The sequence below is a fragment of the Thalassotalea sp. G20_0 genome (genome assembly GCF_017744175.1).
GTDB lineage: Bacteria > Pseudomonadota > Gammaproteobacteria > Pseudomonadales > Endozoicomonadaceae > Endozoicomonas.
Genome location: NZ_JAGHQV010000296.1, coordinates 1 through 890 on the forward strand (window position 1 = coordinate 1; position 890 = coordinate 890).

Genomic DNA, 890 nt, shown 5'->3' on the forward strand with positions numbered 1-890 from the left:
AAACCCTCCAGTTGCTTGATAAGCAAAAACAGCTGTTTATCTCCCGGGTGCCGCTGAATATCAAGGATGCCAGGGAGCTGGTCAGCAAAGCGCCTGCCATGGCACTGGAGCCTGTTGAAGGCTATGAGGATTATTCTTTTACTGAAGTACCTGCCTGTTATGGTGATGTTCAACAACGATGGTTCTTGTTTCTCAATAAAAAGCGAAGGCTCAGTGAACAGAAAACGCTGACCAGAAAGATGCAGAAACAGTCACTGAAAGAGGCCCGCGATCTGGAAAAGTTGGGTAAAAAGGCTTTTCTGTGCCGGGACGATGCATTGGAGGCTTTTGCCTTGTGGCAAAAACAATCGAAACTCTGCCAAAGTGAAACGGAACCTGAGGTTATCTGTAAACCCTGCTATCGGGGCAAAGGGCGTCCATCGTCAGATAGTAAGCCTGATCACTTCGAATATTTTGTACAGAGCGCATGCTTTGTTTCTTGCGAGAAAAGAGAGAATTCGCAGGCATCACTGGGCTGCTTTATCTTGAGTACCAATGATTTGGATCAAAAGAGTCTGAATGCCGCTGAACTGTTGTCTACCTACAAGTCACAACAGCAGGTTGAAGGTGGCTTCCGATTCCTGAAGAGCCCGGATTTTCTGGTTTCCTCACTCTACCTGAAGAAAGCGGAACGAATCGAGGCCCTGTTAATGGTGATGACACTGTGTCTGATGGTCTATGCTGCTATCCAACACAGAATAAGGTATGAACTGAAGAAGCAGAGCCGTGTATTCTTAAACCAGAAAAAAAAGCCCTGCCAGAACCCAACGGCGAGATGGGTGTTTTTCTGTTTTCAAGGGGTTAGTGTATTAACGGTCAATAATCAGGAACAACGTGTGGTCGGTTTGAAG

Annotated in this window: 1 protein-coding gene; it reads left to right on the plus strand. The window is 46.4% G+C overall.

Translation table 11 applies throughout. The features are described 5' to 3' along the window. Window positions 1-890 (plus strand): IS1634 family transposase (locus J7438_RS26145; protein ID WP_209278954.1); only part of this gene is annotated, 890 nt, incomplete at both ends.